Source organism: Stenomitos frigidus ULC18 (assembly GCF_003003795.1).
In the GTDB taxonomy this organism is placed as follows: Bacteria; Cyanobacteriota; Cyanobacteriia; order Leptolyngbyales; family Leptolyngbyaceae; genus Stenomitos; species Stenomitos frigidus_A.
In genome coordinates, this window is record NZ_PVWK01000108.1 from 11,887 (window position 1) to 36,245 (window position 24,359).

23 protein-coding genes are annotated in these 24,359 nt (G+C 50.1%); 14 read left to right on the forward strand and 9 right to left on the reverse strand.

The features are described 5' to 3' along the window. The first annotated feature begins 765 nt into the window (after window positions 1-765). Together C7B82_RS19895 and C7B82_RS19900 are read left to right on the forward strand one after the other, a co-directional pair. Window positions 766-1,518: an alpha/beta fold hydrolase gene (locus C7B82_RS19895; RefSeq protein ID WP_106258021.1), complete on the forward strand. Its 753-nt coding sequence runs from the start codon at window positions 766-768 to the stop codon at window positions 1,516-1,518. Between the two features lie 345 nt (window positions 1,519-1,863). Further along, the gene (locus C7B82_RS19900; protein WP_106258022.1) at window positions 1,864-2,871 is read left to right on the forward strand and encodes a LysR family transcriptional regulator; all 1,008 of its coding nucleotides are present in this window, start codon (window positions 1,864-1,866) and stop codon (window positions 2,869-2,871) included. A gap of 290 nt (window positions 2,872-3,161) precedes the next feature. Here the strand turns inward: C7B82_RS19900 and C7B82_RS19905 are convergent, their stop codons facing one another. Continuing rightward, window positions 3,162-4,358, reverse strand: coding sequence for a Coenzyme F420 hydrogenase/dehydrogenase, beta subunit C-terminal domain (locus C7B82_RS19905; protein ID WP_106258023.1), 1,197 nt, complete (start codon window positions 4,356-4,358; stop codon window positions 3,162-3,164). A gap of 329 nt (window positions 4,359-4,687) precedes the next feature. On the opposite strand from C7B82_RS19905, the gene C7B82_RS19910 reads away from it, so the two are divergent. After that, window positions 4,688-5,434, forward strand: coding sequence for a hypothetical protein (locus C7B82_RS19910; RefSeq protein ID WP_106258024.1), 747 nt, complete (start codon window positions 4,688-4,690; stop codon window positions 5,432-5,434). Window positions 5,435-5,518: 84 nt separating this feature from the next. Here C7B82_RS19910 and ftsH2 read toward each other — a convergent pair whose 3' ends face one another. Then, window positions 5,519-7,405 (reverse strand): ATP-dependent zinc metalloprotease FtsH2, encoded by a 1,887-nt coding sequence (gene ftsH2 / locus C7B82_RS19915; protein WP_106258025.1) that lies wholly within the window; start codon window positions 7,403-7,405, stop codon window positions 5,519-5,521. Between the two features lie 416 nt (window positions 7,406-7,821). Between ftsH2 and C7B82_RS19920 the strand changes: the two genes are divergently transcribed. Beyond that, entirely contained in the window at window positions 7,822-9,111 is a 1,290-nt protein-coding gene (locus C7B82_RS19920) for a chloride channel protein (RefSeq protein WP_106258026.1), read from the forward strand. Window positions 9,112-9,144: 33 nt separating this feature from the next. On the opposite strand, the gene C7B82_RS19925 is transcribed toward C7B82_RS19920, so the two are convergent. From C7B82_RS19925 to C7B82_RS19945, 5 genes are all read right to left on the reverse strand, one after another. Beyond that, window positions 9,145-9,663, reverse strand: coding sequence for a hypothetical protein (locus tag C7B82_RS19925; RefSeq protein ID WP_106258027.1), 519 nt, complete (start codon window positions 9,661-9,663; stop codon window positions 9,145-9,147). 150 nt (window positions 9,664-9,813) lie between these two features. Continuing rightward, window positions 9,814-11,265 (reverse strand): glutamate--tRNA ligase, encoded by a 1,452-nt coding sequence (gene gltX, locus C7B82_RS19930; protein ID WP_106258028.1) that lies wholly within the window; start codon window positions 11,263-11,265, stop codon window positions 9,814-9,816. Window positions 11,266-11,425: 160 nt separating this feature from the next. Continuing rightward, window positions 11,426-11,641, reverse strand: coding sequence for a hypothetical protein (locus tag C7B82_RS19935; RefSeq protein ID WP_106258029.1), 216 nt, complete (start codon window positions 11,639-11,641; stop codon window positions 11,426-11,428). A 169-nt stretch (window positions 11,642-11,810) separates the two neighbouring features. Continuing rightward, entirely contained in the window at window positions 11,811-12,593 is a 783-nt protein-coding gene (locus tag C7B82_RS19940) for a putative nucleotide-diphospho-sugar transferase (RefSeq protein ID WP_181357579.1), read from the reverse strand. 270 nt (window positions 12,594-12,863) lie between these two features. Continuing rightward, the gene (locus C7B82_RS19945; protein WP_106258031.1) at window positions 12,864-13,307 is read right to left on the reverse strand and encodes an ISAzo13-like element transposase-related protein; all 444 of its coding nucleotides are present in this window, start codon (window positions 13,305-13,307) and stop codon (window positions 12,864-12,866) included. Between the two features lie 835 nt (window positions 13,308-14,142). On the opposite strand from C7B82_RS19945, the gene C7B82_RS19955 reads away from it, so the two are divergent. Further along, entirely contained in the window at window positions 14,143-15,771 is a 1,629-nt protein-coding gene (locus tag C7B82_RS19955) for a phytoene desaturase family protein (protein WP_245940003.1), read from the forward strand. Between the two features lie 45 nt (window positions 15,772-15,816). After that, the gene (locus C7B82_RS19960; protein ID WP_106258033.1) at window positions 15,817-17,031 is read left to right on the forward strand and encodes an FAD-dependent oxidoreductase; all 1,215 of its coding nucleotides are present in this window, start codon (window positions 15,817-15,819) and stop codon (window positions 17,029-17,031) included. Here the strand turns inward: C7B82_RS19960 and C7B82_RS19965 are convergent. Further along, complete coding sequence (locus tag C7B82_RS19965; RefSeq protein ID WP_106258034.1) at window positions 17,028-17,261, reverse strand: hypothetical protein; 234 nt, start codon at window positions 17,259-17,261, stop codon at window positions 17,028-17,030. The genes C7B82_RS19960 and C7B82_RS19965 overlap by 4 nt on opposite strands. A gap of 107 nt (window positions 17,262-17,368) precedes the next feature. Between C7B82_RS19965 and C7B82_RS19970 the strand changes: the two genes are divergently transcribed. The 8 genes from C7B82_RS19970 (at window position 17,369) to C7B82_RS34755 (ending at window position 22,913) form a co-directional block, all read left to right on the forward strand. Further along, entirely contained in the window at window positions 17,369-18,052 is a 684-nt protein-coding gene (locus C7B82_RS19970) for a hypothetical protein (RefSeq protein ID WP_106258035.1), read from the forward strand. 176 nt (window positions 18,053-18,228) lie between these two features. Then, window positions 18,229-19,794, forward strand: a complete 1,566-nt coding sequence (locus tag C7B82_RS19975) for a pyruvate kinase (protein ID WP_106258036.1) — start codon at window positions 18,229-18,231, stop codon at window positions 19,792-19,794. Between the two features lie 377 nt (window positions 19,795-20,171). Next, entirely contained in the window at window positions 20,172-20,588 is a 417-nt protein-coding gene (locus tag C7B82_RS34750) for an NAD(P)-dependent oxidoreductase (protein WP_181357580.1), read from the forward strand. A gap of 16 nt (window positions 20,589-20,604) precedes the next feature. After that, window positions 20,605-21,300: a 2,3-bisphosphoglycerate-dependent phosphoglycerate mutase gene (locus C7B82_RS19985; RefSeq protein ID WP_106258037.1), complete on the forward strand. Its 696-nt coding sequence runs from the start codon at window positions 20,605-20,607 to the stop codon at window positions 21,298-21,300. A gap of 44 nt (window positions 21,301-21,344) precedes the next feature. After that, window positions 21,345-21,515 (forward strand): hypothetical protein, encoded by a 171-nt coding sequence (locus C7B82_RS32525; protein ID WP_181357581.1) that lies wholly within the window; start codon window positions 21,345-21,347, stop codon window positions 21,513-21,515. Next, window positions 21,494-22,006, forward strand: a complete 513-nt coding sequence (locus tag C7B82_RS19990; protein WP_245940005.1) for a ParA family protein — start codon at window positions 21,494-21,496, stop codon at window positions 22,004-22,006. Before C7B82_RS32525 ends, C7B82_RS19990 begins: the two co-directional genes overlap by 22 nt. A 70-nt stretch (window positions 22,007-22,076) precedes the next feature. After that, entirely contained in the window at window positions 22,077-22,448 is a 372-nt protein-coding gene (locus tag C7B82_RS33265; RefSeq protein ID WP_425443635.1) for a ParB/RepB/Spo0J family partition protein, read from the forward strand. A gap of 141 nt (window positions 22,449-22,589) precedes the next feature. Next, a complete protein-coding gene (locus C7B82_RS34755) occupies window positions 22,590-22,913 on the forward strand; it encodes a hypothetical protein (RefSeq protein WP_479687795.1) in 324 nt (107 codons plus the stop codon). A 486-nt stretch (window positions 22,914-23,399) separates the two neighbouring features. On the opposite strand, the gene C7B82_RS20000 is transcribed toward C7B82_RS34755, so the two are convergent. Beyond that, entirely contained in the window at window positions 23,400-24,188 is a 789-nt protein-coding gene (locus tag C7B82_RS20000; protein ID WP_106258039.1) for a COG4705 family protein, read from the reverse strand. Window positions 24,189-24,359: the final 171 nt, after the last annotated feature.

The following is a 24,359-nucleotide window of genomic DNA, read 5'->3' on the forward strand; positions in this document are numbered from 1 at the left end:
ACTAACTATGCCACAAAAGGAAAAGTAACTGATGCTTCCTGCCTGACCCCCCTGGATAAAGCACAGGATTTTCAGTCTCTATGCAGAGTGAAGCATAAAATGGGTCACGCAGTCAGGTCATGCAGATGGCTGTGTTGCATAGGAGCCTGCTACACTACTATTGACATTACTATCAATAGTAGCTGCGTGCTTGGTGTACTGAGATCTCCCCTGCAACGGCAAGAGCAATCACAGTCAAGATGCTTGTAAGCGGAGCGAGATGACTGCTGGACAATGTTTTACCATGTTGTCTTTAGCCCTATTGCTAAGTAAGTCCTCACGCTTTTAAGGACTACGAAGAACTAAATAACCTGATGCTCACTCTACTGTATGGTCTTGGCAATGCCAAGCCCTTTGCCAAAACCTGCATGTGATTAGATTCTCGCTTTTAATTGAGACAGGCAAGCATATGGGTAATTTATTTTCTAGGAATCTCTTTAACGACGCAAAGGTAATTGAGGTATTCATTCGGGTAAGCCTATGCGGATTGCAAGCTATTTGATCGCCTAAATCGACGCGCTTATTATTGCTAATTAATCTCAATAGCTATGGTAAGATGTGTCCAGTTGCGATCGATCTTCGATACAACGACGTCGCTTCAGTCCTTTCACCCGACTGCGCAAAGATTGTCAGGAATGACGTTTGTCTTGCTGCGTCTTTCCCTCCTTTGAAGGGGCGATCCACTGCTAACCTCTTGCTTTCACACACACACTGATTGGAGTCTTCATGTCCCTCTCGTTTGATGTTTTGTGGTTGAACACCAGCCCCAGTTTGAAGCATTTTGATCAACCGTTGCTGCAATCGCTTTCTCAGCATCACACTGTGGCGCAGTGGACTTACAAGCAGTCTCTGGATGAAGCCAGTTCGATCGATCAAGCGGTGTTGCTGTTGCATGACTATCTGCAATGCCAGCAGCGTCCCATTCATCTAGCCGGTCACGGTATTAGTGGCGTTGTGGGGTTGACCTACGCAAGACGGTTTCCTGAACAGGTACGATCGCTAACACTGCTGGCAGTTGGAGCACAGCCCGCTATTACCTGGCAAGCTCACTACTATGTGCAACGTCAACTTATCGCCTGCAGTCGGCAGCAACTCCTGGCCTGTACTACGCGTAGCCTCTTTGGGCCGCAGTTTCCCCATCCTGCCAAGGCTCTAGTCGCTTTGCTCAACCATGATCTGGAAGAGGCTCCTTCACCACATTCCTTGTTTAAATTGGCGACCTTGCCCAAAGGTGGCGTGACGATGCCGTTAATGGTTTGTGGGAGTAAGACTGATCCAGTGGTTCATCCACCCGTCCTACAAGAGTGGCTGTCCTATTTCAAGTCGGATGATACGCTGTGGCAATGCCCTGATGGCCGCCACTTTTTTCATTATTTCCAGCCTCAGTTGGTCGCGGAGCAAATGAGGCGGTTTTGGCGCTGCCTGGAGGCGCAACAGGTTCTCACAGATTACTTTCCTCTTAAAGTCAACCATCAGTAACGCAGCCTTGATCAATCTATTGACGTAACCGCTTCCAAAAGCGATCGCTACTGTCGGGCAAGAAAAGCCTGAAAACGGTAAGGCGTCAATTGAGATGATTGAAATGAGAGAGAAAGGCGTTGCACATGAGCAAGGGATAGTCGCGTTCAGGCTGTTCCACTTGTGAGCCAAACAAGACGACACTTACCTGAGTGAAGCCAGCTATGATGCACATATACAACGCCATTGGAAGGGAGTCTTGGACTCATACCAATGATGATACTGTTGAAATCCATAGGTTGAAATCACTCTTTCCTCGTAGCAGGGTAGAATTTTCTCTATGGATCATCAGACGAGGAAACCCGCTTGAAAAATGCAACACTCCATCAGTTGAAAGTGTTTGAGGCCGTTGCCCGCCACAGCAGCTTCACCCGCGCTGCCGAAGAACTCTTTCTGACACAACCCACGGTTTCGATGCAGGTAAAGCAACTGTCAAAATCGGTTGGTTTGCCGTTGTTCGAACAGGTCGGTAAGCGGCTCTACCTGACGGGTGCTGGCAAAGAGCTTTATACGACCTGCCGAGACATTTTTACACGCCTGTCTCAATTTGAGATCGCGATCGCTGACCTTAAGGGGCTCAAGCAAGGTGCACTTCGCCTGGCTGTTGTAACGACCGCAAAATATGTTGTCCCCCGTTTGCTAGGGCCTTTTTGTCAACGCTATCCCGGTATTGACGTTTCGCTGACGGTCAATAACCACGAGTGGGTTTTAGGCAGTTTGGCAGACAATCGGGATGACCTCTATATCCTGAGCCAGTTGCCTGAAGACATGGATGTGCAGGTGCATCCGTTTCTGGAAAACCCTCTGGTTGTGCTGGCGCAGCGCAATCACCCCTTGGCGCATGAACGGGATATTCCGCTGAAGCGATTGGCAGAAGAGCCATTCATAATGCGTGAGCCTGGTTCGGGTACGCGTAAAGCGGTACAAAAACTGTTTGATGACCACATGCTGCAACTTAAGGTCAAGCTGGATCTAGGTAGCAATGAGGCCATTAAGCAGGCGATCGCGGGTGGTCTTGGCATCTCTGTCCTATCGCTACACACGTTAGCGCTCGAAGGGCACAATAGTCAGTTAACGATTCTGGATGTCGAAGGCTTTCCTATACAACGCAATTGGTACGTCATTTATCCCTCAGGTAAGCAGTTATCAGTGATTGCGCGCACCTTCTTTGACTATCTGCTTAATGAGGGCAAAAGCGTTGCTGAAGAAACCGCATTTCAGGGGGTCTTTAGTAAGGGTCTTAAGCCAGAAGGGCACGATCACCACGACCAAAAGGATAAGGTGATTTTCGAGAAAAAAGGTACCGCTTGGTAGGGAGCAGCTTTTGACAGCGTCTTTGCTTGCAGCCGATCGCTCTGGTGTAAACCTGTTCCTACAGGTATTTCGTTTGATAGCAATCTCCTAAGGGCGAACGGCCAAAAGAGTTATTTCTAGCCTTCCAGCAATGTTCGGTTGAATCAGCTACATCAACTGAGTGCGAGCGTCTCGCTCACGCCTACGAGCAAGATGTAAGTGCAAAGCACTCGCTCCGCGTTTCTTGTATGCCGCAAGGCTTTACGCACTGTGGATGACCCATTTGCCAACGGCGTTGAATCTTCTTTGTCCTATTTGTTGGGTAGCTTGTATTGTTGAACAATCCGCTTGGCGTACTCTGGTACGTGTTCGTCTAGCTTTTCGGGATAGTTGCGCTTGACGTAAAGGTAGTTACGGGTGAAGTGGGAGTCGATCGAGAAGCGTGCATATTCCAACCCTTTGGGGCCAACTTTTTCGATGACAATGCCCATCAGCTTGGCGGCCCACATGGGTAACGTGACGCCTTTGTCATACGCAGGAATGCTGTTTTGTACCGCGTCATGACGATCGCCCTGGGACATCACGGGTTGGGTTTCGATCTGATCCTGCACAAGATCGAGCATTTCTTGACCGCGATCGTTGCGCACGACAATCCACTGCCAGCCAAACGGTGCGCCCATGTAGCCCACGACTAGATCAGCCAGAGAGTTGACGTAATCAAAGCAGCTCATACACGAGGGTGCAAACACATCTTTGAGCTGATTGGTCTTCAGCCCAAAAAACGGTACCGTCTCGGTTGAGCCGTCTTCGTGCTTAAAGTGGACGCGGAAGTCCTGCATGAATTCGTAGTGCACAACGGTAGAGGGCGATCGGCTGGTAGTGTCCAAAAATTTCTGCAGTCCGGCACGAGTCACATTATCGACGCAGGGGGTTCCCAGCACATAGAGCTTTTCTAAGCCCAACTGCTTCTCTACGGCTCTCAACGCTTGAATCTGACAGCCAACACCAATGACCAGCAGCCGCTTCATGCCAGACTGCTCGATCTGCTCCAGCACGGACAGATTAGGCGATAGGGTGGGCTTATTGACCTTTGCCGCCAAAATTTCTTCGGGTGTGCGGGCAAGCACAGGCTGAGGCTGAAAGCGATCGTCCTCAGAGTTCTGCACGCAAACTACGCCCTCTACGATGCCGCGTGTCAACATTTCGATCGCGATCGTACTGACAATGCCTGTCCACTGGGCACCGGGCACTGGCTCTGTTTTACGTGCTGCCACCATGTCCTGGCTGACCCCAAAGTACCATTCATCAGGATTTGCCAAATCACGGCTGCGATCGTGGGTTTGCACCTCCAATTCGGCAATCTGCTGGTTGAGGAAGGCACAGGCATCTTTGACGTAGTGAATGTAGTAAGTGTCACAGAGCCCACATTCGCTACACAGCTCTTTGGCAGGACGACGGCTGGTGGGCTTAAGAGCTTTCGCCTTTTTATGGGAGGGCGCTGCTGTCATAGGGTGAGACGTGGTGAAAAGGTCACTGTTGATCACAATAACGTAAGGCTGTCCCAAGTGGCACAGTGCATTACATTCGGAGTCGGATTAGCCTGGACAACCGCTCCAGTCATCACAGGCCTTAGTCTGCTTTAGCCTGCGGATTCGCTTTACAAACTGTCTCCAGAGAGAGGTCATTTTCAGTCGGGGCAGGGCAAACTCTAAAGTACAGGCTTCGCTCAGGCTTCCTGCACACTCACTCCTTCTGTTCTGCCTTCAGCGGTTGGTAGGAGAGAGTCACGCTAGTTTTTAATGCCGTTGTCGGTTGCCCTGGCAAACGCGTCCCCCTAATGTGCAAAAGCAACTCTGAAGTTGAGCGCAACGTCAGGCGATCGCCCTTTCCCTTATTGAAACTACTGAAACCACCAATGAAACGGCTGCTGCTCTGCGTCACTGGGCTTTTGGCGTTAACCACTTCAAGCTGTGCTCTGACTTCTCTGCTGACCGTAACGCCCAAAAACTTGATTGATCAGACTGTCAACTGCCCCACCGATGGTAAGGCAAAAGCAGAACGGTTTAAGGTTTTAAGCACCCAAGCGTGGTCTCAAGGTGTGATTGTACTTTACAGTGCTTTCTGCCCGGCAGCTAACGCAAAGACACCGACGCTCCAGATTTTTGGACACAAGGTTGTGCAACGCAACGGTATGGCATGGCAGGTGAGCGGCAGCGGCAGCTATGGAACTGAGAAGGGAGCGGCTCCCCCACCGGAGCAACTGGTGGAGTATGGTATTGGTCGCTCTCCCAGCCAGGCAGACGGGAATGCACCGTCTTCGCAACCCTACACGATTTTGTATGGTCGGGTGCTTAAGCCAAAAGTTGTCGCGGTTGAGGCCACCTTTGATAATGGCAAGATTTTGCGTGATGAGAGCAGCAATGGTGTTTTTGCACTGCTTTCTGCGGGAGCGACTGGTCTCTGCGAACTGCGAGTCTTGGGAGCCGATAATCAGATTCTGCGGCAAGAGGATCTGGCTGTACCAAAAAGCATCACTCGCAATGGACAGGCAAATCGATGCTTACCGATGTTGCATCAGCTATAAACACATAGAGCAAGTATAAAAACATAAAAACGAGGACAATCTTACGATCGTCCTCGTTCAACTACTTACTGAGAGTTTCGAGATTTAGATACGAGTAGCGTACTCTTCCTTCTCAGGGATGTCTGTATATTCAGAAACGATCTGCCGAAACTCATCGCCATCAATCGTTTCCTTTTCAATTAGCAGGTCTACCAGGCGATCGATGACCGTACGGTTTTCACGGATAATGCGACGGGCATCATCGTAACAATGTTCGACGATCGTACGGACTTGAGCATCAATGCGGGAGGCAATCGCTTCAGAGTATTCTGAGCGAGTCATCCAGTCGCGACCCAGAAAGACCTCACCCTGCTGGCTTTCCAACGAGAGCGGACCGAGGTCAGACATGCCAAAACGGGTAACCATCTGGCGCGCCATGTTCGCGACTTGTTGAATGTCATTCCCGGCACCTGTCGTCACTTCAGCATCACCAAAGATGACAATCTCAGCGGCACGTCCACCCAAGGCACCTGTAATGCGTGCCAGGATTTGCGCTCGCGAAATTAATGTCTGATCTTCTCCAGGCGTAAACCAGGTGAGCCCTTGCGCCTGACCACGAGGAATCAAGGTGACTTTCTGAACAGGATCATGACCCTTGACCAGCGTGCCGATCATGGCGTGACCAATCTCGTGATAGGCAATCAGTCGCTTGCTCTTACTATCTACCAACGGTGTGCCTTCCATGCCTGCAACCACGCGATCGACCGCATCATCCACTTCCAGCATCGTCATCGCTTCTTTGCGACGACGTGCAGTTAAGATGGCTGCTTCATTGAGCAAATTCGCTAAGTCAGCACCCGTAAAACCCGGTGTCCGACGGGCGATCGCTTCAAGAGAAACTTCTGGACTCAGCTTCTTATTGCGAGCGTGCACTTGCAGCACTTCCAGGCGGCCTTTCATATCAGGTGCATCAACGGTTACTTGGCGATCGAAGCGACCGGGACGCAACAGCGCCGAATCCAACACATCCGGACGGTTGGTGGCCGCGATGATGATAATGCCTGTATTGCCCTCAAAGCCATCCATCTCGGTCAGCAACTGGTTGAGGGTCTGCTCCCGCTCGTCGTTGCCACCACCAATGCCAGCACCCCGTTGCCGCCCAACCGCGTCAATTTCATCAATAAAGATGATGCATGGGGCGTTCTCTTTCGCCTTCTTAAAGAGGTCACGGACGCGCGAGGCACCCACGCCCACAAACATTTCCACGAATTCGGAACCAGAGATGCTGAAGAACGGTACGCCTGCTTCACCCGCGATCGCCTTTGCCAGCAGGGTCTTCCCGGTGCCAGGAGGCCCAATCAGCAGCACCCCTTTGGGAATGCGTGCGCCAACAGCCGTAAAGCGTTCGGGCTTTTTCAGAAAGGTGACGACTTCTTGTAGTTCTTCTTTCGCTTCCTCAATGCCAGCGACGTCATCGAACATCACGCCCGTCTTAGCTTCCATCTGAAAGCGCGCGCGCGATTTGCCGAAGCTCATGGCTTGACCAGGGCCGCCGGGAACATTGCCAGAACGCCGGAACAGGAAAAATAGCCCACCGAGCAACAGCACCGGAAAAATCAGATTACCCAACAATCCCCAGATGGCACCGTCATTGCGAGCTGGGTGAGAATCGAAGCTGACTTTATCAGTTCTGAGTCGGGTAATGACCTCTGGAGCGTTTCCAGGTAAGTCTACGCGCAAGCGTTGCAAACGGTTGTCCAGCTCAGGGTCAACGGCTTCCACGATCGCGGTGCGCCCATTCTCATAAAAATCAACGCTCGTTACACGATGAGCGTCTAAATACTCCAGAAACCGTCCGTAGGTCATCCGGGTACTGGCCGTATTGTTGCCCATGTTGGCAGTCGTACTTATAGACGAACCCTGCCACAGGAAAAAACCAATCACTATAGCTGGCAAGGTCCACAATAAGACAGTTCGCCAAGAAAATTTCATACGCTAGCGCCCTCTCAATACGGTTAAAACAGTTTGGTGCCGATGAAAATGAGGTGCCATCACCCGTTAGATCTCATTAATTTCATTAAACCAGCAATGGATTGATACCCTTTTCTGAAACTCGGAATGCTGCCCCCTGTGGAGAGCGATCGCATTTCAATAAGGCAATCACTCTTGTATGAGAACAATTGTTAACTAAATTTAACGTATTTGACCGGATCAAGGCAACTGGGTTCTATCAACGCCGTTGATTGCACTGATAAAAGAGAGTAAGGAGTGGTGAAAGGGGGCGCTATGGGCTTAGCCGAATGAGCTTCAGGAGTATGCTTGCTGGAAAAGCGCTTAACTCCCTCTCAAGGTGGATCACAGGTTCCTAACAGCTTGAAAGAATGAGAGCGCTTACAGTGCTTTCAAGGATGGTTTATTTGTTCGCCAAATTACGTAGTTTGTTTAAGGGGCAGCGGCAAACACTCTGGCTAAAAAGTTTACTGGCACGTAACCCACTGAACTTGTCGCGTTGGGTACTTTGCTGGGTTGCGATCGGCATCGGTAGCGGCTTGTTCGCGGGACTGTATTGGAGCGTACTGGAGTGGCTGACACAATGGCTGCGATCCTTCGAGGGAGTCAGTTTGCTACTGATTATGCCATTAGCAGGTCTGCTCATTGGCTTAGTTATTCACTGGCTGGGCAATCCAGGTGAGATCAGTTTAATTGTTGACAATATTCACTTTTGCGGCGGACGCATTGATGCACGAAAAAATCCTGCCATGCTTCTGACGTCGTTAATCAGCATTTCGGCAGGCGGCAGTTTAGGACCTGAGGCCCCGATGGTGCAAGTTACAGGCTCTCTGGGGACGTGGGTTGCCGATCGCCTGCAGCTAACAGGCGAAAACCTGAGAACGTTAAGTCTGGCAGGCATGGCAGCAGGCTTTACAGCCTTGTTTGGCGCACCGCTGGGAGGGGCTTTCTTTGCGTTAGAAATCCTCCATCATCATCATGTTTTGGAGTATTACGAAGCCATCTTGCCCGCGATCGTTGCAAGCTGTGCCAGTTACCTCATCTTCATTTTGATTACTCATTTGGGAATGGCTCCCACTTGGGCGTTTCCTCAATATCACGTTGATCGCCTTGATGACTTTGTTCTCGCAAGTCTGTATGCCCTGATTGGCGCAGTGGCAGCCTGGGGCTTTATTTATCTGTTCAACCTTTGTGCCTGGGCATTCGCTAAAGTTTCTCTGCCGCTTTATATTCGGACGACACTAGCAGGTTTAATCCTGGGTAGTCTAGCCTGTTTCTTGCCGCTCACTCGTTATTTTGGTCATGAAGAATTGAACGGTATTGTCGAAGGTCAATTCACCGCCGTTATGCTCTTGCTTTTAGCCGTTGCCAAGATGCTTGCGATCGCAGTCACAGTGAACGGTGAGTGGCGTGGGGGGTTCATTATTCCCCTCTTTTTTACCGGAGCCTGTCTTGGCAAGGCGATCGCTCTCCTCATTCCTGGTACACATCCTGCACTGGCAATGATCGCAACGATGGCAGCGCTAAATGCTGCAGTCACTCGGACGCCCATCAGCACAACGTTGCTGCTTACCAAGCTGACAGGGTTTACGCCCTTTGCTCCCATCCTGTTTGCGAGTTTAATTGGCTTTTTTCTCTCACCCAAGCTGCCGTTAATTAAGGCTCAGCTAAAGGCAACTCTCAGCTAGAGTCTGCTCAGAATAGAAGACAACTCTTTTGCGTTATTGACGTTTTTCAGTGATGCGAAGCACGTAAGCAGGGGTTCGATCTTTAGCGTAGGAACTAACCCAGATTTTATACGTGCCGGGTAGCCACTGACCCGAAACACCAGGGTTCTTGCCTTGATAGTCGTCGTTACACCAAAGGCCGCCTGGCCCCTGGATTGCCAAAGCCGTATCGTCGCTACTCTGAACGACAAGACTTAAGGACTCGAAAAAGTCGGTTAACTCGATCGTGCTGTTGGGCTTCGCATTGGCGTAGCCCGTACATTCGCCTGTTGGCGTCTTTGCACGACCAACCAGGTCTTTGACAGGCATATCGCCACCTGCAAAGCCCTTCACGTCCAGCGGATTGGGTGAAAAACGAGGACCAATCGTGATGATATCAAGGCTTTGAGGCGATTGGGCTTGCGTTGGCGGGATCGTCAGCAACGAACTGGTTAGCAAAGTCACAGGCGCGATCGCCAGCCAGACAAGGAAAACTATGCCTTTTGGTAAGCCTCGATCGTTTAGGTAAGACATGCCTGGAAAGGTAACAATGAGAACAACGACGCGCAGACGAGAGTAGAGTTCCTGAGTGAAGGAGAGGGGGGCGGAGGGAGAGGGGGTGGCAGGGGAAGTGGGGGAAGTTTTGAGTTTTGAGTTTTGCCTCCTCTGCCTCCTCTGCCTCCCCTACACTGCCTGTGCTGCTACCAAGGCATCTTGTAGTCGGGGTTGATCCAGCCCGTGTTGATGTAGCAGTAGCCAGGATTGCACCAAGTCAGGGCCGTGGATGGCTCCAGTGAGGGCAGCGCGGAGGGTGCGCATAACAAGCCCTTTTTTCAGATTTTGCTCTTTGACGACTTTTTTAAGTAACTCCTGGACGGTTGTCTCTGTGAGGGTTTGGTAGTCAGCGATCGCGCTAGAGACGGCTTGAATTGCTGTTGTAGAACCATCTTGCTTGAGTTGCGCGATCGCCTCCTCTGTAAAACCAACAGAGGCTTTAAAGAGATACTCACTCATGGGTACTGCTTCGTCTAAACGCGCCAGGCTGGGACCAATCACTGCGCTCAACCGTTCTAGCCACGGGCGATCGGTCCAGTCAGCTTCAAAGCCTGCCGCTTGCCAGTAGGGGATCAGCAAATCAGTGAGCTTGTCAGCAGGCATTGCGTGCAGGTATTGACTATTGATCCAGTTGAGTTTGTCCCAGTCGAACTTGGCACCCGCTTTGTTGACCCGCTCAAACCCAAAATTCGGGGCGGCAGATTCCAGTGTGAAGATTTCGGTCATGCCTTCAGGTGGTGACCATCCCAGGAGTGTCATGTAATTTACCAGCGCTTCAGGCACATAGCCCATCCGCTGAAAATCTGAAATCGAGGTGACACCATCGCGCTTAGAAAGCTTTGCTCCTGCTTCATTCAGAATCAAGGGTGTGTGACCAAAGGTGGGGATCTCTGCTCCAAGCGCTTCGTAAAGCAAAATCTGCTTGGGCGTGTTGCCAATATGGTCTTCACCGCGAATGATGTGGGTGATGTTCATGTCGAGGTCATCGACAACAACAACAAAATTGTAAAGCGGCTGCCCAAAATCAGCACCGGATGCGGCACGAGCAATCACCATGTCGCCGCCCAGGTCACGCCCTTTCCAGCTTACATTGCCGCGAACGAGGTCGTTCCAAACAATCTCTCGATCGTCCTCAATAATGAACCGAATCACGGACGATCGTCCTTCCGCCGCATAAGCAGCGCGTTGCTCAGGCGTCAGATGGCGATGGCGGTTGTCATAGCGGGGCGCTTCGCCTTTCACTTTTTGTGCCTCGCGCATGGCATCTAGCTCTTCTGGTGTGTCATAGGCACGATAGACCAAACCCTTGTCTAACAGGGCTTGCACCTTCTGCTGATACAAATCTAGACGCTGCGTTTGGTAGAACGGCCCTTCGTCCCAGGTCAACCCTAGCCAGGTCAAGCCATCGAGAATGTTTTGGGTATATTCGGGGCGCGATCGCTCCTGGTCAGTATCCTCAATCCTTAGCACAAAGGTACCGCTAGTATGATGCGCATAGAGCCAGTTGAAGACGGCTGTACGTGCTGTACCAATGTGCAGATTTCCGGTGGGGCTTGGGGCAATGCGAACGCGAACAGGCATAGGGGAAAGACTAAAGGCTAAAGGCTAAAGGATGAAGGATGAAGCTTGCTTCCGCAGAGCAGTCAGCTAAAAAGTCAGCGTTACTTAAAGTCTAGGGAAGAACGACGAAAAAGTTCAACCTCACTATCAGATTGATGTCTTTCAACCGCTCTGGATCAATTCATTGAGTGACTGAAGGTTTAGGCTCGCTGGGGTGCATGATACTCCATAGTTTCTCGGCATCATCACCTGTTAAGGTGACGACGCTGCTTTTATCCGACGTGTCTGCGGCTAGATGGACAAAGCCTCTAAGCGTTTCGTTGGTTGACCACACAATGCGGGTGATGTGCTCGGTATTCAAGGTTGCTTGGGCCGCCGAAAAATAGATAAACGCCATGTTGGTTTCCTTTACGTGATGGATAGAGCCCAAGTGCTATCTTAGAGATAGCTTGAACGACATACGCTAGCTTATTTAACGCTGAAATGGTGTACGACGAATCGCTCAACCGACGGGTTTACAAAAACTTGTCGAATATTTTCTCAGCGGGTTCCCGTGATGTTAAACGCTAGATCTCGATCGGCTCTCCTGTTTGCCTTTGAAGAAGGGCTTTAGTGTAGGAAAGCGCTTGATTACTCATAGCTAGATCTTCAAAGTGATCATCAGCAAAGAACTGGGCTACTGTCTCAACAACAAGCGGGTAATACTGTTTGGCGAATTGACGGTAGGCGCCAGAGGCCACCATCCCACCCCAGCAATGCAGTAGATGCACTCCGTTGTCTGTACCCATCAGCGGTGCCGCATCCATAGGTGAGATGTTGTAGGTCATAGGAAGCTTCATAACCGGGATCTGCACTGCTTTGATCGCCCGAATTAGCGCTAGCTGGTCGTGTTTCTGAAATTGTTGCCACTCCTTGTGCCACTGCTGAAAGAGTGCTTGAGTTGCTAACGAGTCCCGCCACAGTATGACCCCACTATTAAACTGCACGGTATTGCCAGGAAGCCGTTGCAACGTGTAGGCTTTCTCCTCCTGGGCAATGTGATCGCAGAGGCTCACCATCGGCAGGCGATCGACGACCATCGCGAGATCGCTCTCATTGAGATCAGCCCACAGGTCGGCCACTGGCTGTAGAGGAAGAATATCTGCATCCAGAAACAGTGTCTCCTGGTAAGGGCTATAGGCATTCAGGCGGGTTTTGATCGATCGCGATGAGAATGCCTGCTGATCAACCTCATGCCGATCAAGCAACCTGGGTGTGATGCCATAGTCCTGCAGGGGTAAATGCGTCAGGAAGGGATGATCGGAAAGCAGTGTAATTGGTAGTGCTGGTTCCTGTTGGCGCAACGCCATAGCACTGATCAAAGCGGCTTCAAGATAGGCTATCTTGCTTGTCGCGCAATAAATGACTCCTCGTCTAATCATGGAAAGCTTTTTAATCCAACAGCAGTTATTGTTTCAGGGAGAGTTCCCAAAAACGTGTCACGCAGGACACGCCGTGGATTGAGTATCAAATGAAACCTTACCCTATTCAGAATACTCGCTCTGGGAGACACAACGATCGCGCTGGATGAGGTTAGTCAAACACGATCGCCCTTCCGCAACCGCACAGCAAGAGCGGTTTCACAAACCAGAAGCGCTCAGGCGAAGACTCGGATAATGGCACACCATCACCTCAAGCTTGTATGGGTCAACCAGAGACTCTTGCAGTTGTTTTTTCCAGTTCCGTGTCCGATAGCCATTGCTTCCTCCAGCATCACAGAGAATCAACAGTTTGTTCTCATGCGCCAGTCTGGGACGGTCTTGACGCTGCCACCAGTGGCAAATGGCATCGACTGCGAACTCAGGGGTGTCGGCAGAAATGCCCACGTAAACATAGCCCAGGTTGTGGATCACATCGTAGATGCCATAGGGAGTGGCTCTCACTACCCCATCAGAGGGGAAATCATGCACATTGACTTCCTCTGGTTCACGTTGCCACGCACGTCCAGGATTTTTGAAGTCACCAATTAACTCCTTCTTTTTGGCAAAGTCTCGCGATTGATCAAGTCTTTGCAGCGTAAACAGCGTTTGATTTAGCTGTACGGGAGTGAGTGTGAAATCTTGCGTTCAGCTTTTGTATAACTTCAACCAAGGGAAGAGGTATCAACCAAGAAAAGGCTCTACACTCTTAGGTGTGCAGCAACGTTTGACTTCCTGCTTTTTCGACTAATGAGGTTTGGCTCAATGGTCAAGCGATCGCTTCAGCTATCACCCGTTGAGATTAAACAAGCCAAACAAGCTCTCTTTTGAAGCTCGCTTTGCACCGTCAAGGGGCAGCTTTGACCTGCAAATTATCCCAAAACCTGTTTTAGTGAGTGGCGAACAATTAGACCCTCCCGAAGCACAGCCTGTTTCAGAGCCAGTCTCTCTTGCTGCTCGTTTTCACAACCGCAGTCTTGCCAAGCCGATCGCTTTGCATCAGGTCCCAAAAAATACAGGTAACGCTTATGAATCCACTTTCCGCGCCTCAAACAACCTTATCCTCTCAATCAGGAAGGGCTTAAAACTCTGGTTGAACTGGATGCAGCATTCCTGACGATTATTAGCCTTCTGATACTCTCAGCAACGCGCTTTCAAAGAGGCAATGCCAATGCTGCTCCAAGGTATCGGTCTCTGCCCAAATGGATGCAGTCTTCCTTTCGCTTCAAAGCGCGTCCCAAGCCTCTGTGTCGTCGCTGCCGCTATTTCAGCCGTAATTCCTACCTTCCTGTGCGCTTCATCCAGTCACCGTACTGACCCAACAAGCAGTTGATTGTGCAGATGAGGACCCACATAGAGAGGCGAAACGAGTTGCAGAGTAGAAGTTGCAGAGTAGAAGTTGCAGAGTAGAAGTTGCAGAGTAGAAGTTGCAGAGTAGAAGTTGCAGAGTAGAAAAGAAGATGGCTCAAACATTTTTCTCTACTGCATCGATCGCGATCTCATCAAGCTGTTGATTGTGCGAGGGATTCTTATGAAACCAGATTACCTGATTGTCGGCAGTGGTTTATCCGCCCTGGTTTTTGGTGCTTTGATGGCAAACTCAGGCAAGTCTGTACAAGTACTCGAAGCCCATGAGCATCCTGGTGGCTTTGGGCACACGTTTACGATGGCTAAAAAGTACACGTTTAACGCCCAATTTCACTATGTTTGGGATTGTGGTGAAGGACAACTGGTCAATCGAGTCCTCAAGAAGTTGGGTTTGGATCAAGACGTGACCTTTGAGCGGTATGACCCGGATGGTTTTGACCATATGCGCATGCCGGGGTATGCCTTGGATATTCCTTCAGATCCACAGGAACTGATTCAGCGCTTAGCAATGCTATTTCCGGCACATGGCGATCGCCTACGCCAATTTGTGCACGACGTTGAAAAAACGGGCGCTGGCTTGAAAAGACTCGCTCCGCCTGTGAAGCCCCTTGAACTACTCAAACACTCAGGTGAAGTGGTTTGTGCCGTTCAATATCTTAACAGCACCCTTCAGGATGTCTTCGACAAGTTTCAGCTCCCGCAAGCCGCCCAAACCCTCTTAGCTTTGCAATGGCTTGATTTTTTACTGCCGCCCAATCAACTCTCGTTCTATGCCTGGGTGGCGTTGTTCAGGGGCTATCAAGCGGGTGCTTTTTACCCCACCCAACATTTTGAGCAGGTCATTAATTCACTCGTCAAAGTGATTGAATCCCATGGGGGACAGGTATTGCTCAACCATGAAGTTACGAATTTTAGACTCGCAGATAAAACGGTCACGGGCGTTGAGGCGATGGATCTCACCACCCATCAAACTCACGAATTTACGGGTAAGACCGTAATTTGTAACCTTGATCCCCAACGAGCCGCCAAAATGATTGGGGAGGAAAAGTTCTCCAAAACCGTGCGCCGCAAGCTCAACTATGAGTATTCGGCATCCAACTACATGGTCTACTGCGTCGTCAAAGATCTGGATTTGCGAGACTATGGCTTTGGCAAGTGGAATGTCTCCCATACCGGGCATCATGATCTGAATGAAGCCTTTGCTCAGATGTATGAGCACAACGATTTTTCTAATCCAAGCTTTGCGATTACAACGCCCACTTTACTCACAGCAGCAAGGGGCGATTGTCCAGACGATTGCCAGATCGTTGAATTCCTGACCGTTGCCAACTACGACTACTTCAAGCAACTGTGGGATCGCGATCGCAAAGCCTACCGCCAGAAAAAGCAAGAAATCTTAGACTCTATTCTGGATGTGGTGGAAAAACACTATGTACCAAATTTTAGAAAGCATCTGGTTTTCCACATCACGGGTAGCCCTACTACCAATGAACGGTTTTGCTGGTGTCCCAACGGGAATTCCTACGGTTCCAGCCTCACACCCCGCAACATGGGTCTGGGACGATTGAATCACGAAACCTCACTCAACCAGTTCTATTTCTGCAACGCCTCATCGGGCTATCCCGGCTTTGCTCCCACCTTCTGGACCGGCACATTGCTGTATCAACGGTTGTCCGGCGACGTGCTGTTAGGCGACAGCTAGACGGATGATCACCATCTATTCATCCTACAAACTGGGACATCAACTATGAGAATTGCGATCGTTGGCGGCGGAGCAAGCGGGATGGCAACCGCTTATCTGCTCGATAAACAAGGGCATCATGTCACCGTATTTGAACGGCAGCCCATGTTGGGGGGACATATTCGGACACTCAACCAAAACGTCAAGCCCAATCAATCTGATTGTCATGAACGGTTGGAAAGTGGAGTGCTAGAATTCCCGACTGTCTTTCACAACTTTCTGACTCTCATGCAAGAGCTAGGGGTAGAAATGGTTCCCGTTAAAATCGGCTCAGCCTTATTTCCTAAAGAGGGCAATCACTTTTTATCGGGTGTGATGATTGAGGAAAATTTCACAGGCATTCAACGCCTCATTGAATATCTGCGCTTCGATACCCTCTATGCCCGTTCCATCAGGCTATGGTTGAAAACGCGCTTTGCCGAAAGGAAAGATTTCTACGACCAGCCCTTGTCTCGCTATCTGAAAGACCAGAACACCAGCAATCTCTGGCTCAAATTGATGACAATGTACAGTTACTCCATGCGGTTTGAACTCATTGACGACTTTCCAGCAGAACTGGCAATGCCGATTTTGCGCGACTATATTGCGGTTGACTGGCTCAGGGTTGAAGGCGGTGTCTATTCTTACATTGAAAAAATTCTGGAGCGGTTTAAAGGCGACGTTTTACTCAATGTGGAGCTTGCCAATCTTTCCAGAAGTCCAGCGGGTGTGAACGTTAAGCGAGCCAATGGCGACGTGCAGGAGTTTGATAAAGTCGTGCTTGCCACACCGCCCGACCAGGTGATGGCGCTGCTAGCTGACCCGACCGCTGCTGAAGTGAAACGCTTCTCTGCTTGGAAAGCAAACTATGCCACGACTACAGTGCATCGCGATGCTTCGATGTATGACGACCACGGCATCCGGCATCCTTCAGAGTTTGATTTCTTCCAGACAGACAGCCGCTGGGGCTATAACGGTTACTTGAATCAGTTGAGCGATGTCGCGTCGCCGCCGCATTATTTTTTATCGTTTCAACTAGAGGCATTGATTGCTCAAGACTGCATCATTCACACTCAGAACCATCACACGCCGCTGTATACAACTGAAGCGTTTCGCTACCGCGATGAAGTGGTGGCGACGAATGGAGAGAACCACACTTACCATGCAGGAGCGTATCTAGGCGATGGGTTGCATGAGGGCGCGATCGCTTCTGCCTTCCGAGTTGCCCAACTAATCGGTTAACTGAGATCTTGCACCTCTTGCAATAGCCACCAAAGATTCAGTGCGATCGGCGGCTTCTTGAAGCAGTCGCAGATCTGGACGCATTGTTTGGTGTCACGATTTGTCTCGTAATCAAACAACTCATTCCATAAATCAAACGACAGCCCCTCAGAGTGGTAGATGAGTGGCGATCGTTTCAATCTTCGCTCAACAACATTGCCCGATCGCCCATTGCCAGAAAGAAACTGCAATCAAGCTCAATCCAGCGATCGCGCCTGTGCTGCGTAGCAAGATCACTAAGAACGGAAGACGAAGATCATTGCATGGCACTCACTCACTCACGGTTAAGGAGAAAGAAATGGAAACACAGATGTCCAGAGTTCATCAAACCACTTACAATGCTATTTTTCAACATCCAGCCGTCCACAACCTGCAGTGGCACGATGTGCGATCAATGCTCAATGCACTGACTGACGTGACAGAGGAGCATAACGGCAATCTGAGCTTTAGACGGAATGGCGAAACGCTGACGGTTCATCCCCCAAAGCACAAAGATTTATCTGATACTCAGGAATTGATACAGATTCGCCATTTCCTTGAGCGATCGGCTCCAACTGCCGAGGCGATTGTCGCTGAGGGTGTGCATCTACTGGTCGTGATTGATCATCGCGAGGCGCGGATCTATCAAACCGAACGGCACGGAACTGTGCCCGAACGGATCACACCTTACGACCCCGATGGCTCTCGCCGACACCTGCACAATGTGGATGATGATGCCAACGGTCAGCGCTTGCCGGAACTCAAAGCGTTCTATGAGGCGATCGCACAGACACTGAGTGGCGCAGAGAAGATTCTGATTTTTGGCAGCGCGACCGGATCAAGCAGCGCGATGGACTATCTGATGGCGGCACTCAAAGACCATCACCCGGATATCGCCCAACGAGTGGTTGGTACAGTCGTTGTCAACGAGCAACACATGACCGAAGACCAATTGCTGGCACAGGCAAGGGCGTTTTATGCGACTCCCATCCAAACCATGTAGAGAACACCTCGACATGAAACGATCTCACACCCCGTCCCCTCTAGCTAATCCAACGGCGCTGATTGCAAGACGGTCTGTTCTGAACGCTGAACGCTGAACCGAAACGCTGACTTGCCTTTACAGCAATGTCAGCATGAACTGGATCATTTCAATGCAAGCTTTCAAGAGGTTATGGCATGGTGGTTTCCACTATAGAACATGAACAAGCAGCGACTACGCTTGACTACTCCACGTTAGACCTGTCTAATCCATGCGTGTTGCTAGAAACATTGCAAACACTGCGGCAGCTCGTGGTTCAGGACGGGCAAGACATTTTTGACTCGTGGTGTTCGCCCCAGCGTTGCGTAGCAGTATCGCGGATTCAGCGACAGGTGTTTCTTAGCAGTGGACTCAATCTTGCTCATTACATGGCGCTACGCCGACACGACCTCCGTCCGCTGCAAGCTGCCTTAGTGCCCTGGGGTTTATCTTCTCTGGGTCGTCTGGAAGGGCGAGTGATCCCCAGCTTAGATGCGGTCATTGCCACTCTGGGAGCCATCTGTAAAGTCAATCCGGCGACGCTGCCCAGCCGTCCTGCGCTTCAGGAGTTTCTGGAGGGCGATCGCCTCCTGCACCAACAGACCGAAGACGTCTTGGGCCAGACCACAGGGGAACGCCGAGTCAGAATTATGGTGACCTTGCCCACCGAAGCCGCCAGCGATGACAACTTTGTGCGGGATCTGCTTCAGCGCGGCACCAACTGTGTTCGCATTAACTGTGCCCACGACAACGCTGATCTTTGGGCGGCAATGATTGACAATGCCCGTCGCGCCGAGACCGAAACCGGACATAGCTGTAAGGTTTTGATGGATTTAGCAGGACCGAAACCCCGGCTTGATGAAGTGATCGCGCCTGATCACAAGCATCGCCTCCTGCAAGGGGACTGTCTGGTTTTAACCCATGACTTGCCTGACCCGAAAGATGCGACCTGTTTCCGCGCAACGTGTACTCTGCCCGAAGTGATCGATCGCTTGCAAGTGGGCGCAACCGCCTGGATTGATGATGGTCGCATTGGAGCGATTGTGGAAGCGCTCACCGATCAGGGTGTTCTTCTTCGCATCACCCATGCCAGCTTAAAGGGAAGCAAACTGCTGCCAGACAAGGGGCTTAACTTCCCCGGTACAGATTTGCAACTCAGCCCACTGACGGCTAAAGATCGACAGGATTTAGCGTTTGTCGCCGCCCATGCCGATATTGTGGGGTATTCCTTTGTGCAATCTGCCGCTGATATAAAGCTACTCCAGCAGGAGTTAGCCGCGCAGATGACTCAGCCCCGCGAAATTGCGATTATGGCGAAGATTGAAACGCCCCAAGCCGTCAATAATTTACCGGCATTAATGGTGCAAGCAGCCGGTCAACAGCCGTTTGCCGTGATGATTGCAAGAGGTGATTTGGCGATCGCGATCGGGTATCAACGACTGGCGGAAATCCAAGAAGAAATTCTCTGGCTCTGCGAAGCGGCGCATATCCCGGTCGTTTGGGCGACTCAGGTGCTAGAAAATCTAGTGAAAAAGGGCATTCCCTCACGGGCAGAAATGACGGATGCAGCAATGGCAGAGCAGGCTGAGTGCGTCATGCTCAACAAGGGTCCCTTTGTTGCCGAAGCTGTGACCATGCTGGATGATGTCTTGACGCGGATGCAAGCACATCAATTGAAAAAAACATCACAACTCCGGGCACTCCATTCCTGGTCGGGATCGTAACCGCAAATTTAGTCAAGACGCTTGACGTTGGAACGTCTACGGGCATAAACACCGTTTCTAACAGCTAGATGGCTTCTCGATTCACCGCGTTTGTAAATGCTTCATTTCTAATTGTTTCAATTGTTGCTTTTTAGAGGAGGCTTTCTCTTTTCCCACCGTTGGGCTTTAGTGCTGAGCCTGATGTTTTCAATGAAAGTTGCCATTTTCAGCGCCAAAGCTTACGATCGCCAATTGCTCGAAGCGGCTAACCTAAATCACAATCATGAACTGATTTTTTTTTGAAACTCAACTGAATGCGCGCACCGCCCTTCTAGCCAAGGATATCTCAGTCGTTTGCCCGTTCGTGAATGATGAAGTGAGTGCCGAGATACTGAAATGTGATTTCACTCCACTGCCCTCTTACCCCAGAGAATCATTATTTGATTAATACAGAGACGATCGCGCAAATGAAACCTGGCGTGATGCTGATTAACACCAGTCGCGGTGGACTGCTGGATACCAAAGCTGTGATTACTGGTCTTAAAACTGCAAAAATCGGCTACCTAGGTATTGATGTTTACGAGCAGGAAGCGGCTTTGTTTGCTGAGGATTTATCCAATACGGTTATTCAGGATGACAATTTTCAACTTTTGAAGTCCTTTTCGAATGTTGTGATTACAGCACATCAGGCATTCTTCACCCGGAATGCGCTGCAAGCGATAGCTGAAACGACGCTGACAAACATTATAGACTTTGAACAGGGTCAAGTTTCAACCAATCAGGTTAAAGCGTTAGAGAGAGTTGGCATTCACTAAGTAAGGCTAAAGGAAGATGGCTAAACTGATTCTGGTTCGTCACGGACAGAGCCTCTGGAATGCGGAGAATAAATTTACTGGATGGGTCGATGTGCCTTTAGGCGCACAGGGTCGAGCAGAGGCAACGATCGCCGCTGACAAACTCGAAACCTATCGAGTCCGAGTGTGTTTCACCAGTCTGCTGTTCCGTGCCATTGAAACCGCCATCATCATCTTGACTGAAGGCGATGATCTTTGCGATGGGAGAATTCCCATCATCAAACATGATGTGGATGATGAGGACTGGCATGGCTGGGACAAATACAAGGGCGATCCCGAACAGGAACTACCCGTTTATCTCTCCTCCAGGCTGGATGAACGCTACTATGGTGAGCTGCAAGGGCTAAACAAAGCGGAAACTGCCGTAGAATTTGGCACAGAGCAGGTGCAACTTTGGCGGCGATCGTATGCTGTCGCGCCACCGGGTGGCGAAAGCCTGGAAGCTACAGTCAAGCGTACTGTGCCCTTCTTTCGCGATCGCATCCTCAAGCACCTGATGGATGGGGATAATGTGTTGATTGCTGCACATGGAAATTCACTCCGCGCCATCATCATGCACTTAGAAAAGTTGACCGAAGCGGCGATCGTCAACGTTGAGATCGGCACTGGGATTCCCATCATTTATGACCTTAATGCCAACGGTCAGGTCACTGATAAAGTTATCCTGCATTGAACCAACCAGGATTGACCATCTGTAGGGACGTTAATGTCCTTGAAATGGTTCAGCGATCGCCGCTTGCAACTCAGTCAGGTCATTCCTGGCATGAAGCCAATTTATGGGGTCGGCGATCGGGTACTAACGATCGAGTTGAGCGGCAACAACAGAACCTCTACCAATTCAGACCGATCTTCATGGCGTCGATCTTGTGCCTGGCAACATCAATTTAAGTGGGGCAGAGCTAGAACTGGCAGTGGCAGATATGAGAGACTATCGGCTAAAAGAAGCGTTAAGTGCTGTTATGGGCAAATACGATTTCATTTTTATTGATTGCCCTCCTAGTCTTGGCATCTTGAGCTATATCAGTCTTGTAGCGGCAACGCATGTCCTGATTCCCATTCAAACGCAGTATAAAGCCCTCAAAAGAACAGAGCTTCTTCTCAGTACAATCGCTCGTGTGCGATCGCGTGCCAACAAAACGTTAAGTGTTGCAGGCGTAGTGCCTACAATGCATGAATCCAGAACCGTACAAGGGATCATGTCCTTACAGTCCATTCAGGAACAATTATCTACAATTGGCACTGTCTTTCCAACCATCCCTCGTTCGGTAAGCTTTGCCGATGCGTCTCAGGAACACATACCGTTGGCACTTTACAGCCCTAAACATCCAGCAGTGCCTTTGTTCAATCAGATTGCTCGTAGTTTAGAAAAACTGTCATGAGTGTAAGAAAGCGCACCAGTCAGCCTTACAAATCAAAGGTGTTGATGCTCTCTTTGGTGAAACAGAGCAGATAGAGACAGAGGATCGCTATATAGCAACGGCTGACCTTGCTCCATCTGGTCAACAGCCACGGAGGTACTTCGATCCAGAAAAACTGAACCAGCTTGCCGAGTCAATTAAGCAACACGGCATTTTAGAGCCGTTGTTGGTGTGTTTTACGGCGCATGGCAAATATGAGATTGTTGCCGGAGAACGCCGTTATCGAGCGGCAACGATGCTGGGATTTACTGAAGTTCCTGTAGTCATCCGAGATTTTAGCGATCAAGAGGCTCTACAAGTTGCCCTGATTGAAAACCTGCAACGAGAAGACCTGAATCCTATCGAGGAAACCGAGGGTATTTTAGAGTTGGTAGCACTTCGTCTACAAAAAGATGTTGAGTAAGTTGTCACCTTGCTCAGTCAAGCCGCCCACCCAGAACGCAACTCTGTGGATAACGTTATCCACAGAGAAGAATAGCAAGTACTCCAAAATATTTTTGATACTGTTGGACGCTTTACCCCTGAGAGCTTCCGTACCAATCGCCTGCCTCTATTAAATTTACCAGTTGATATTCTGAACGCTTTAAGGGAAGGAAAGATTGCTTATACCAAAGCGCGGGCGATCGCCCGCATAAAAGATGAGGAACAACGGTCTAAGCTGCTTCAGCAGGCAATGGCTAAAAACCTATCGCTCAATGAAATCAAAGCAGCAATTAAAGAACTCACGCCAGAAGTAGAGCCGACGCCTGAGAAAGTTCTAGTTGAGCGGTTGGGTGAGATTGCTAAGCGGTTAGGAAGAGTGAAACCTGGGATAATCGCAAGAAACGCGATCGTATTACTAAATTGCTGGATGAATTGGATAAGTTAACTGCAAATAGCTAAAGGGCAAAGCGTTACACCTTCTGCTCAAGCTCAAATTCTGTTCTTCAATTCGGACACAACTCCTCAAGCTGAATCAAGCTATGTCTGTAAGCTAACCTCTAGAGCTTCTGAACTTGGAAGGCTTGAATGTACCTCCTAGTAGCGACAAGCAGCATGACCAAGTATGTTAATCATGGCAAATCGAAGTAAGGAATCTGAACTGACACCAACAAAATCGTCGGCAAAAGGAACTTGGGTGAGTGGATACTCTAATAATCCAACGCCTGCTTTTATGGCTGGACTACGGCCAAGCTTTACAGATTCACAAAGGACAAGTGAAGGGAATCAGTAAAGGGGACAGTGTCGCTCAAGCAAAGTTCATTAGCTCTCTTTGGCGTGAGCGCTTAAGACAAGACAATTGGCACTGAGCGTTTGTCGCTAAAAAATCTTTGTGACACAACCAGAAACCTCACCCGTAGCCACGAGAAGATTCCTACAAGCGCACAGCACCACTGCCTTTACTAGAGTTGGCATAAGCAACTAAACAAATGATGAGCATCGTTAAGACTAGGCTGATCCGTCCTGTACCAAAACCCACGCCGCCAAGCGCTTGAGCTCTACCGATCCAATCGGCGAAGGACGCGCCCAGTGGTCTAGTCAGGATATAGGCAAGCCAAAAAGCTCCAACCGCGTTGCCGCCTGAACGCCAGTAGGCGATCGCTGGTGCAGCGAACAACACGGCAAACAGCAAGCCTGACGTGAAGTAACCTAGCCCTAGTGTGGAGGCTGTCATATCACCAGCTGCTGTGCCCAGTGCGAACGTAGCCATGACTGCGGCCCAGTAAAAGCACTCGCGCCGCCAGGTGTTGATCTGCTGCATCGACAACGTTTTTTCGCTCCGATACCAAACAGCAAAAATCAGGCTCAGTAATGCCGCAAAGCCGATGGTGGAGCTGAGGTACGAAACACCCAAGCCAACATGAATGGCATCAGCAAGCATCGTGCCGAAGATGGCGACCATCGTGATGGCTAACCAATAGACCCAGGGAAGATAGCGACGGACGGCAAACTGGATGAGTAACGCCACGGCTAAACCAATGCCCCCAAGCGCCACCGCAAAAAGCGGATCCATCTGGTGTACGAGGTAATCGGAAGTCGTTTCGCCCATACCCGTCGTGAGCAACTTGATCAGCCAGAATAAGACGGTCACTTCTGGCAGCTTTTTGACCAGACTCCTTCCACCCTGTAACGCTTGATCTGAGTTGTATGGTTTTGGCTTCATCTCTGAGTGGCTGTGAGTTGGGATTTTGCTCATGATAGGGCGTGTCAGTGATCGCCCCGTAGACTCTGTGCTTCCAATCGACAAAGCTTTAAGGAATCGTCAACGCTTTAACGTTTTTCTGTGAAGCCTTTTGAGGTTTACCGCTTTGGCTTGTGCGCAGGATGGTAAGCG

Bases quoted from the DNA above. Each gene is read 5' to 3' on its own strand.
- C7B82_RS32525 (WP_181357581.1), top strand. From the start codon at position 21,345: ATGGTTCAGCGATCGCCGCTTGCAACTCAGTCAGGTCATTCCTGGCAT.
- C7B82_RS19970 (WP_106258035.1), top strand. From the start codon at position 17,369: ATGGAAACACAGATGTCCAGAGTTCATCAAACCACTTACAATGCTATT.
- C7B82_RS19910 (WP_106258024.1), top strand. From the start codon at position 4,688: ATGTGCAAAAGCAACTCTGAAGTTGAGCGCAACGTCAGGCGATCGCCC.
- gltX (WP_106258028.1), bottom strand. From the start codon at position 11,265: ATGCCTGTTCGCGTTCGCATTGCCCCAAGCCCCACCGGAAATCTGCAC.
- C7B82_RS19985 (WP_106258037.1), top strand. From the start codon at position 20,605: ATGGCTAAACTGATTCTGGTTCGTCACGGACAGAGCCTCTGGAATGCG.
- C7B82_RS19960 (WP_106258033.1), top strand. From the start codon at position 15,817: ATGAGAATTGCGATCGTTGGCGGCGGAGCAAGCGGGATGGCAACCGCT.
- C7B82_RS19925 (WP_106258027.1), bottom strand. From the start codon at position 9,663: ATGTCTTACCTAAACGATCGAGGCTTACCAAAAGGCATAGTTTTCCTT.
- C7B82_RS20000 (WP_106258039.1), bottom strand. From the start codon at position 24,188: ATGAAGCCAAAACCATACAACTCAGATCAAGCGTTACAGGGTGGAAGG.
- C7B82_RS19920 (WP_106258026.1), top strand. From the start codon at position 7,822: ATGGTTTATTTGTTCGCCAAATTACGTAGTTTGTTTAAGGGGCAGCGG.
- C7B82_RS19940 (WP_181357579.1), bottom strand. From the start codon at position 12,593: ATGGCGTTGCGCCAACAGGAACCAGCACTACCAATTACACTGCTTTCC.
- C7B82_RS19975 (WP_106258036.1), top strand. From the start codon at position 18,229: ATGGTGGTTTCCACTATAGAACATGAACAAGCAGCGACTACGCTTGAC.
- C7B82_RS19895 (WP_106258021.1), top strand. From the start codon at position 766: ATGTCCCTCTCGTTTGATGTTTTGTGGTTGAACACCAGCCCCAGTTTG.
- C7B82_RS19905 (WP_106258023.1), bottom strand. From the start codon at position 4,358: ATGACAGCAGCGCCCTCCCATAAAAAGGCGAAAGCTCTTAAGCCCACC.
- C7B82_RS19935 (WP_106258029.1), bottom strand. From the start codon at position 11,641: ATGGCGTTTATCTATTTTTCGGCGGCCCAAGCAACCTTGAATACCGAG.
- ftsH2 (WP_106258025.1), bottom strand. From the start codon at position 7,405: ATGAAATTTTCTTGGCGAACTGTCTTATTGTGGACCTTGCCAGCTATA.